This window comes from Flectobacillus sp. (genome assembly GCF_049240685.1).
Classification (GTDB): domain Bacteria; phylum Bacteroidota; class Bacteroidia; order Cytophagales; family Spirosomataceae; genus Flectobacillus.
In genome coordinates, this window is the sequence record NZ_JBMLSD010000233.1 from 1 (window position 1) to 10,283 (window position 10,283).

Consider the following 10,283-nt stretch of genomic DNA (forward strand, 5'->3'; position numbering starts at 1 on the left):
ATTGTTTTTAGTAACAATAGATATGCTTTTGCCGAATGCCCAAAGCTGAAAGCCGTAAGCCGAGTACTTAAATCTAATGCTGCACGATTATTTAGTACTATCAAGTTTATGAATAATCTGTACCATAAGAAAGGTTTATTTCAAAATCTTCAATAATTTCCCATAGGCCATTGCAGCTTTATGAACTTGTTCTGTCCAGTCTTCGGCAGCATTGTCGTCGGCACCATCCGAAATGTATTTTAGGCATAAAAATGGGATATTTTCTTTCTTCGCAATCAGCGCTAATGCGTATGCTTCCATATCAACCACATTATAAATGGTTTCGGCATGCCCCATTTCAAAGCTATCACCTGTACCACAAATACCTAATTTTAGCGTTTCCATTTCCAAACCATATTCTAATAAAGGAGGTACGCCCGAGAGCGGTGTTTCATATAATTCGAAGCCCAGCCCACGCACATCCATATCTCTTTGGACAAATTTGGTACAGCAAATCACTTCGCCTTTGGCAAAATAGTTGCTTCCAGCGGTTCCAAGATTGACAATCAGCGCAGGCTTTTGTTGGTGAATAGCTTTGGTTAGTTCGTAGGCAGCATTTACTTTTCCAATTCCAGTAAATACTACATTTTGTCCTTCAAAAACATCGGCAGCTTCCGATTCTAGTGCAAATGAAAAAAGGGTATTCTCTAAAGGAAAAGTTATTTCAGAATTAATATTTATCATGTTAGTCTATTTAAACAATCTATAAGTAATAAGTAAATAAGTAGGAAAACGTTATCAGTTAACAGCACATTGATTACCTGAAAATATTCATAATCAAAAGATTATGGTCAAATTTTACCTCATAGATACTATTAATTTAATCTTTCCTTTTACTTACACAAAAGTAAATTTAAGTACTCGGTTTTGGGCAACAGGCAAAGAGTGTTACATGTTTTTTTAGTAACGACAGCCAAGTTTTTGCCGAATGCCCAAAGCTGAAAGCCCAAATCACAAAGAAAAGCTTATCTAATCAAATGAGCTAATTCCTTACAAATTTCCTCTCCTTTATTGTCGTTATACCAGTTTTGTAATTTGATTTTTATGGTTTCAAAATCCGCCTTTGCTTCTTGTAATTCTTCCATCAACAAGTGCGCACCTTCGGGGCGAGGTCCCCATACGAAAAGATCTCTTCCTTTTTCGTCTCTTACTATCAGCTTCGGAATACTTTTGCTTTTTCCGTTAGTCAGATATTGCTCAATCAGAAATGGCTCACTATCTCTCAGTTGAATTTCATAAGTCAGGAGTGGATTTTGCTCTGTAATTTTAATCAAAAATGGCACAATATGCGCTGCATCGCCGCACCAAGGTTCGGTAATGATAATCCAATGCTGTGGCGATGTAATTTCTTGGAGTTTACCCAAAATAGCCTCTGACAATACCAAATGCTTATCCCAACGCTTCATTCTTGACTGATTAAGCTTGGTGTAGTTCAGATAATCTGGTTTGTCGTAGGGAGCAGCAGGTGTTTCGGCTGATAAAATCTCTTCGAATAAAGTTTTATATGCTAGGTAGTTCATGATATTTTTGGCAATAATATGTTTGTTTGTAGATATTACAGCCAATGCAGGGCAAAGAGTTCCAATGAAGTAACATTGAATTGGTTGATTCGGGTAGAAATTGGTTAAAGGAGCTTAAGTTTCTGGATAATTTTGGAAGGTTAATTTAACTTATTTTTTACCAAAAGATTCACTCTTAAAGGATTAGCACTAACTGATTTTTAACACAAACATGAGTCATCCCAGATTTAGGGATTGAATGAAGAATGATTAGTATTCTAGCAGTAGAGACGCAAGCATTGAGACTGAAACGCAAAATTGACGCAAGCATTGCGTCCCTACTTGGAGAATCTAAATTTTAACATAATCGCTAAATTGGGGATGACTCATGTGTGGATTATCTAAACAATCTTGGTGCAAATTCGGCAAGATAGATTCTCCAGTTTTTCCAAATATGCCCCTCTCCTGTTTCTAGGTATTCATATTTTAAGCCTATTCCATCTAGTTTTTTCTTAAAATCTACATTAGCCTGATACAAGAAATCGTCTTTGCCGATGGCAATCCAATAAAGTTTGAAACCGTTGTTTTTTTGTATTTTCAGCGTTTCGTCTAAATTACTATAAACTTTACCCGTCGCATCTTCGCGAGGTATAATAGCTGCTGAAAACAAGCCAACATAATCGAAAGTATTGGGATAGTATCTACTAATATGCATAGTATGAAATCCTCCCATCGACAAACCTGCGATAGCTCGGTTCTCTTTGTTATTTTTTACTCGAAAAGTCTTTTCTACATAACTGACAATATCCATAAAATTAGCCTCATAAACGCCATTCATCGATTGAGGTAATAAGAATTGTGGCTTATAAAAGCCGTCTTTCCCATAGCCATAGCCAGCATCTTGTACTACATTACCGTTAGGCATCACCACAATCATAGGCTTGGCTTTGCCTTGCGCAATTAAATTATCCAAAATTTGAATAGCTCGCCCATGCGTAGCCCAAGATTCTTCATCGCCACCAGCGCCATGCAAAAGATACAAAACAGGATATTTTTCGTTCGATTGCTCATACCCTGCTGGTGTGTAGATTGTTACTCTTCTATTCATTTTTAACCCCACCGACGGATACCAATTGTGTGTTACAGTTCCGTGTGGTACTTCGTTGGTTTTGTATAAATCTGCTCGGCCTTTATCCACCATAAAAATATTGGTCATCGAAGCCGAATTTCTTAGCGCATAGGGATTATTGGGGTCGGTAGTCTGAACACCATCCACTACAAATGTATAACTATATAACTCAGATTCTAGTGGCTTGGAGGTGTAGGTCCAAAGTCCATTTTTATCTTTTGTCAAGTTGATAGTGCCCGGACCATCGACAATGCCAAATCGACTCATGACTTTAACTGGTGGCAAAAAATCTGAACTTATTTTCACGGTATCTGCCTTAGGCGCGTAGAATCGAAATGTAACCGTTTTGTCGGCATTAATTTCAGGTGAAATAATGTTTTCTAGTTCTTTGGGTACTTCCTGCGCCACAGCCAATTGAATCCCCCATACGAGGAGTGAGCAAAGTAATAAAAGTTGTTTTTTCATGATAAATAGTTGGATAGTTTGATTTTTTTAAGAATAAAAGTTGTGGATTTGAAAGATTGCTATTTGTGCAAAGTTTTTGGGAGAATACTCCAAAAAAATTTAGTTGACTTTATACGCTATTACTTTATTTTTCCAGAAAGTTGGTACCAACAATAATTTTTGATTAGGGATATATTCAATATCAGCGGTATTCATTTTGGCATCTACGGTATCCAACAACAATTGCGTTTTGCCTTCTGGGCTGATATGCCAGATTTTCCCTCTCCACTCGGTAGCAAAATAGCCTTTTTGTCCATCCGACAAAATACCATCAAGTTTTTCCATTCCCTCCGCAATGGTGGAATACTGTTGAGTCTTTAGGTTGAAGGCTAATACTTTTCCATCGCCGTTTCCAATAATTAGTTTATCCTGCTCAAAAAACACACCATTGGGGGTTTTCAAAGGTTCGCCTTCTGCTACTTTTACCAACTGTCCTTTTTCCAATTTCCAAATTCTATCAGAACGCATATCCGTGAAGTACACAATTTTGTTTTTCTTATCAACACTTACCCCATTCAAAAATGTAGCATTCGGAACTTCATATTTGTGTAAAACTTTGCCTGTTTTAGCATCAATTTCAACCAATTTGAAAATCTCTGCAACATAGATTTTTCCGTCCATAACATCCAGCCCTTTTACTGCATGCAGATTTTCAGTTACTTTTAATTGAATAATTTTACCGTTTAAATCTAATTTTGAGACAAAACTCTGCTGATTGCTTGCTACAGGTGCCCCATTGATGCAAGTTACATATAAAGATTTATCCTTTGGTTCATAAACTACCGATTCGGGAGTCGAAATCAGCGTATCTGTTTCCCAAATTTTGGTGAGTATTTTTTGTGAATATGATTTTGAAACCAAACCAGCAGATAATAGGATTGACAAGAGGATTTTAGACTTTTTCATGAATTATTGTATATTTTTTGTAACGTTTAAATGATTTTTTTGAAAGTTAAAGACAATTTAGCCTGAATCTCTAGTCTCTGATGAAAAATTGGTAAATTCGAAATTCAATTGCGCCTATCTTTCTTTTAATGCAGTAAAGCCACATACACACTACCATCTTTAAAACGATAGGAAGTCTAATTTTTACTGTTTTTATCACAAAAATCAACTATGGCAATCACTAAAAAAGTAACTGCTCATTATCCGAATGCCAAAAGCGGTGATGATATTACCGAAAGCTATTTAACGCTTCTTGAAAAAGAGTATAATTCTGATTTAAAAAAAATGCTTTTTGCCACATCGGTCTGTTCAGATGACGTCAATGTATCCACCGACTTCCGTCGCGTACTATCAAGACCGTTCACAATGGGAGGATTAGGGGGCTTGCCCTATTCGGGTTTTACAGGAATGGTGGCTTTTTCGCATCATATCCCCGATGGTGGAGATGCTTTTATTTTTTATGGTCCACATATCGGTATCACCGACGAAGGTGATCTTGGTATGATGCGCCGCATTGGTCAAAAAAGATTAACTAACTCGTGTGGGGCTTTGATGTTGGCACTCGAACGATTTCAGAGTGATGATGATGTAGATACTTACGTACCACAAAGTGTTCACTATGATTACCAGCAAATTCAACTTGAACAAACTTTAATGCCTTTCAAACACAAGATTCTAACTTCCAAAAACCCCAAAAAGGCCATTACTGACTATACTTATACGGCTATAGACAAGCAAATAAAAAAGCTGGTAAGCATGAGCCTCAATGAATTTCATTGCGAGCGTATTTTCTTGTTGGGTGGGGTTATTGTCAACACTAGCGAAGAATTTAACGATTATGTAGATATTCGAAACTTTGACGTGATAGAAACCAAAAGCCTTGAACCTTTCAAACCAAAATCGATACTAGAGTTAGATGCGTTTAAGAATTTGTAACAAATTTGGTATTATTTTCTCTTTTGGTTTGGCAATATGAACAGGCCAATTATGCAATATATTCCAATCGTAGAGACGCCATCATTGCGTCTCTACGATTGTACCTTTTGCCAAGTAAAATCTAATATGATAATTATGAATGCTGAATTACGAGTTAGAACTGTACGAAGGCTTTCTAACAATTGCAGATTTGGGGTTTTGGAAATAAAGTAAAATACTTTTCTTTTTCTAGAAAATAAAGAAAATTATACCTCCGAAATCTCACATCCGATATTCGAAATAGATATTTTTAGCAACACTCGTATACAACTAGTGATAAATTGTGAACAAAAGCCTCTCATTGTCAACCTTTCACATTTTCAATTTGCTAAATTCAAATTTCGAACTTTCGGCTTTCAGCTATTGGCAATCGGCATAGCCTATATATAGTTACGAAAAAGCTATTTAACACTCCTTGCCTTATGCCTAAAAATTTTGCCCACTTACTTAATTTACTTATGGCTTCTTAAAGTGAGTAATAGCTCTAGCCAACAAATTTGTGGCTTGTTTGTACCCAATCGGAGATACAAATCCATAAGTCCAACCAATAAAAATATAAGAAGGAATAAACAAAGCCGCCATTGTCACAGCGCGCACTTCTTTAGCTGAGATTTGATTTTCGGCAATACAGTAAAAGCTAAAAGCATAGAAAAATAAAAACGAAAGGGATTTAGTAGTATCTGCAATAGAAACAGAAAAGAATATTAACACTGCAATTGCGCCCAAAACTGCTAATCGATGAAGGATTGGCATCCGACCATTGAGCGGAACAAAAAAGAAAATTAAATAATACCAGTAACTCTTGATTGACAACATTAATGTCATCGGAATCACATTAAACTGATCTAAAATTCTTGTAAAAAAGTCATTGGTTGTAGCATATCCCAAATGAAAATGATACTTTAAAGTCAAGTAAATTGCTAAATAAATGACCACTCCTACGCCATAAGTCAGCAGACTCGGCCACAACTTACGATTATCGCCATGAACCCAAAAGAAAGGAACACAGAACGATGCAATAAAGGCACGCTCGTCGGTAAGGAAAGCAAATAACAAACATACCACCGAAAGTATAGGATTTTTACTCAACATGGCTGCCAGAATAAAGAAGTAGGCAAAAGAGATAAACCATTCCATGTCGAAAAAAAATGAGTTACCTACAAAAAGAAGTGATGATCCTAGGGTAAAATAAAATGCTTTTTCTTTGGAACCATACTTTTCTAATAGATAGCGATACAGCATATAGAAGAAACTCAATCCCGCCAATACGCCAAATACCCAAATGCCGATGGCCTGAGTATTGATAGATTGATTTCTGAATAGTTGACCAATTATTGGAGCAGTCAGACGAAAGGCTCTGTTTGGACCATAAGCCACCACTTGGGTTTCGGCCAATGGCTTAAATGGATTTTGAATTTGCTTCTGCAAAATAGTCAAAAACAAATCGCTAGGATCTTTTGACAGCTTTTCGAACTGAGGAAAAGCATACAAAATACTAATTAAACTAACTACCAGTGATACTCTTATTGCAGATTTAGTACAAAAATTAACAAATTGCGTTAACATTATTAATTCGTTTTAGGAGATGAATGTAAAACATCATTCTCAAGGAATATAGATTTATTTTAACACACAATTTAGATAAATTTACTCATTTAATAAAATTAAATATAAGTCAAACCGAATATAGCCTCATTCTAAAGAGAAGATTCTACAACTGTTAAAAAAGTATTATTTATTGATTTTAAAGACATTAGCCCTACAATATTATCATAATAAAGTAAGTTTTTGAGATGATACCTGAGTTTGGCGGGAATAGTCGGTTGGCAATTACAAAATGTTTAATTATACGTTGCTACTTCTCGCTCAAGGCATACAGTATAATGCCTATCGGGAACAAAATGAGAAAGTGTGATTCAGGTGTATAGACTTAGTCTTGAACTAGAGAATTCAATTTTGTCCAGTAATCAGACTAATAACGTTTTTCTATTTTTTAAACCAAACATTTCTACTAAGTTTGATTTTCATCTTAGCAGAAATAAATTGCCGAATAATTTTTCTAAAGCTTCAGCGTCGCACTCAAATAATAAAAACCTCCAACACTTGGCCCTGCCAAAAAGTTGTAATAATATTGATTGAGCAAATTGGTTGCACCTAATTTTAGCTCCACAGGTTGATTTTTGAACTCATAGCTCACTTGTCCATCGACTGTACTGTAAGAAGGCACTACGCCTGTTGCTAATGACGATTGCCAAACAAATGCATCTTGCCATTTATAGTTCAAAGCCATCCCCCAGCCTTTACCCAAATTACGATTCGAAAACCCCACATTCACAATCCACTGTGGTGTATTAAACGCCTCCTCCAAACCATCATTGGTTTCTTTTCTGTCTAGTTTAGCAAAAGATATATTGCTATTCATCACAAAGCTTTTATAAAACTGATAGCGTGCACCAATACTAGTCCCATAATTATAAACCCTACTTTTGGAGTTCGTCCACAAACGATAACGGTCTTGCTTGGTTCGGTCGTTGAGATAATAAGCCAAAGAATCTCCATTCGTAAAACCAGATTTTATGGTAGATACTTCTACCTGAGCCATAAAGTTTTGGTAAACATTATAATAAAAATCTACATCGATAAGGAGTCTTTTATTCAAAAAATTACCTTTATATCCTATTTCAAAACTGTTAACTCTTTCGGGTTTGAGATAGGTATAATCATTTTTTTTCACTAAACCATTATTCTTTTCAATGGCCTGTGCCACCGTCAAGCCCTTGGTATTGACATCGCTCGTAACTGCGGCCTGAAAAGCATCAATAGAGGTTTTGTAATAAGAATTTTCGAAAATACCCTTCGACATCACGGGCAAACCTCCCACCCGCTTGACACCTCCACTATTCACATTAGAGAAAGCCTCAAATAAGCTTGGAAATCGGTATCCATTTTGGATTGATACTCGAAAATTCTGGTCGTCGGTCGGCGAAAATACTATGGCTAATCGTGGATTCCACTGCCAATCGTAATATTGGTTTTTATCGGCACGGATACTCAAATTTACCTGTAATTTATTATCTATCAACGACTTTGTCACTTGCGTAAAAGCACCGTATTTGTAATAGGTCAAATCTTTCCCAGGCTCTACTGGATTTATAAAATAATTGCCATCAGGATACACCTGATAAAGTCGGTAATCAAAACCCGACAAGATATTTATTCCATATCGGTCTTTCCAAGAACTTAAGGCCTCCTCAGTCAGGTTGTATTGCCCCTCAGCATGATACATCCATGACTTTACCCTCAAGGCAGCACCAATATCCCAGTTATTGATATCGCCAAGTTTTTTGATTAAAGTCTCAAATTCTGCAGTATGTGGTTGTGGTCGACCAGCATCTGCTTTGAGCCTTGCCTCTTTTAATGCCTGCGTGGTAGTGATACCCGCTTGCGTACTTGCCAAAAATGCAGTACTAAAATCTTTAAACCATTGTGCGTCTGTCTTAAAACTACGGTCGATATTTTCGGCCATCGAACGAATATTGTAAGAATCTCCTGTATTCTCTGTGGTCATGTAGCCACGAAGAATCAGAGATTTGTTTTTGAAGGTAAGCGTATGCTGCGATACCCAATAATTATCTAACCTAAAGCGATTGGTGCGCTGATAAATATTATTGAGATACCCCATTCGAAAGCTGTAATCCAGTTCAGAATTCGCACTAGGTTTGAAGCCAATGGTCAAATCGGCCTTTATGTTTTGGATAGAAAAATCGGCAATATCCTTTTCGGTATACCCTGTACGGGCAATAGAATAACGTTTTGCCCCGAGTGTCAAAGTCTGACGATTAGACGACTCGTTACCATAAGAATTAATGCCATCATAAGCAGGGTTGTCGGCACCAAGCAAACCTAGAGAGGCATTCCCATTAGGATTCAAATCTTGATTGTTGTCAGAAATCCAGTCATTTCCTTTTAGATAATTGAGATTGAGCTTGATTGCCCATTGGTTATTCCAAGCTTTTGCCCATCGCAAAGAAGTTTCAGTAAAAAGTTGTGCAGCGGTATTGGCATCACCCAAATGATTAACTCCAGTTTTTTGTTGAAAAGAAAAACCTTGATAATCGAAAGGGTTTTTAGATAAAATTTGCACCATACCATTCAAGGCATTCATGCCATACAAAGCCGAGGCCGTTCCGGGAATAAGCTCCACACGGTCGATATCCAAATCGGTAGGTGCCAATGCGCTCCCTATTGGTGCTCCAATGTGAGGGGCTTGATTATCGGCTCCGTCTACCAACTGAACAAATCGTACGTTGGTAGGATTGGCAAATCCGCGTGTATTATATACCTTGAAGCCCAAACTAGAGGTAAGCAATTGTACACCCTTCAGATTTTCGATTGCTTCAAAATAGCTTGGTGCAGGGGATGATTTGATGGCACGAGCGTCCAATAACTCAATACTCACAGGCGATTTCATAATCGACATTGGCAAACGAGAGGCCGTTACGACAATCTCCGATAGATGCGTTGTGGTATCTTTGGTAGTTTGACTGTATGTTTGATAAAAAGTTAATAAACTTATAACAGTAAACAGTTTTTTCATATCGTTATAGTTTTAAAAACATTTCGATGTAAAGTTTTTATCTTTAATGCCTACTCACAAGGCACTATTTCAAGGTCTTTTACAATTTTTGAGGGAAGTGATTTTTCAAAATTTAATAAGTAATAAATTCACAATCGTTATATTTTTATAAAAATAACGATTGTAAAAAAAATAGCCTTTAAAAAAGACCATTTTTGCAAAGATAAAGAACAATCGTATTTAATCAAGCACAAAGTTTGGCCTTTTGCTTAATACTTTGGGGCTTCGGATTTAAGCCTTCCGCAGAAAGTTATCTTTGTATACTTCCCAAATCTTTTAAACCTCTGATTGTTGTACAAAACGATAAAGCGTCCTTTAGGTTATCTTTTTTATTGAGTTTTGTAAAGACAGTTTCAAACTGTTAAAAAAATGGGTTCAAGACTAAGTCTTGAACTAGAAAACCCTGTTTTGTCTAATAAGTAGTTTAAACCTAATACTCATTTGCCTAGAGTCTATTTGTCTACATTTTTTATTTTAAAATAAAAAATGTAGACAAATAGACTCAATAATGCTTTTTTAGCTTAATTTTGTATTCAAATAATAATTTTGAATACTT

7 protein-coding genes are annotated in these 10,283 nt (G+C 36.3%); 1 reads left to right on the plus strand and 6 read right to left on the minus strand.

Going from position 1 to position 10,283, the window contains the following annotated elements; translation table 11 throughout:
• Nucleotides 1-135 precede the first annotated feature (135 nt).
• The 4 genes from ACOVQ4_RS10710 to ACOVQ4_RS10725 form a co-directional block, all read right to left on the minus strand.
• Nucleotides 136-723 carry a hypothetical protein gene (locus tag ACOVQ4_RS10710; RefSeq protein WP_421820637.1) on the minus strand — a complete coding sequence of 196 codons (588 nt, stop codon included), beginning with the start codon at nucleotides 721-723 and terminating at the stop codon, nucleotides 136-138.
• Between the two features lie 281 nt (nucleotides 724-1,004).
• Nucleotides 1,005-1,559 carry a thioredoxin family protein gene (locus ACOVQ4_RS10715; RefSeq protein WP_421820638.1) on the minus strand — a complete coding sequence of 185 codons (555 nt, stop codon included), beginning with the start codon at nucleotides 1,557-1,559 and terminating at the stop codon, nucleotides 1,005-1,007.
• 376 nt (nucleotides 1,560-1,935) lie between these two features.
• Complete coding sequence (locus ACOVQ4_RS10720; RefSeq protein ID WP_421820639.1) at nucleotides 1,936-3,132, minus strand: esterase; 1,197 nt, start codon at nucleotides 3,130-3,132, stop codon at nucleotides 1,936-1,938.
• A 99-nt stretch (nucleotides 3,133-3,231) separates the two neighbouring features.
• Nucleotides 3,232-4,077 carry an SMP-30/gluconolactonase/LRE family protein gene (locus ACOVQ4_RS10725; protein ID WP_421820640.1) on the minus strand — a complete coding sequence of 282 codons (846 nt, stop codon included), beginning with the start codon at nucleotides 4,075-4,077 and terminating at the stop codon, nucleotides 3,232-3,234.
• Nucleotides 4,078-4,287: 210 nt separating this feature from the next.
• On the opposite strand from ACOVQ4_RS10725, the gene ACOVQ4_RS10730 reads away from it, so the two are divergent.
• On the plus strand, nucleotides 4,288-5,052 hold the full coding sequence (locus ACOVQ4_RS10730) for a hypothetical protein (RefSeq protein ID WP_421820641.1): 765 nt from the start codon (nucleotides 4,288-4,290) through the stop codon (nucleotides 5,050-5,052).
• A 495-nt stretch (nucleotides 5,053-5,547) separates the two neighbouring features.
• Here ACOVQ4_RS10730 and ACOVQ4_RS10735 read toward each other — a convergent pair whose 3' ends face one another.
• A complete protein-coding gene (locus ACOVQ4_RS10735) occupies nucleotides 5,548-6,657 on the minus strand; it encodes a hypothetical protein (RefSeq protein ID WP_421820642.1) in 1,110 nt (369 codons plus the stop codon).
• Nucleotides 6,658-7,150: 493 nt separating this feature from the next.
• Nucleotides 7,151-9,688, minus strand: a complete 2,538-nt coding sequence (locus tag ACOVQ4_RS10740) for a TonB-dependent receptor (protein ID WP_421820643.1) — start codon at nucleotides 9,686-9,688, stop codon at nucleotides 7,151-7,153.
• Between the last annotated feature and the right edge of the window lie 595 nt (nucleotides 9,689-10,283).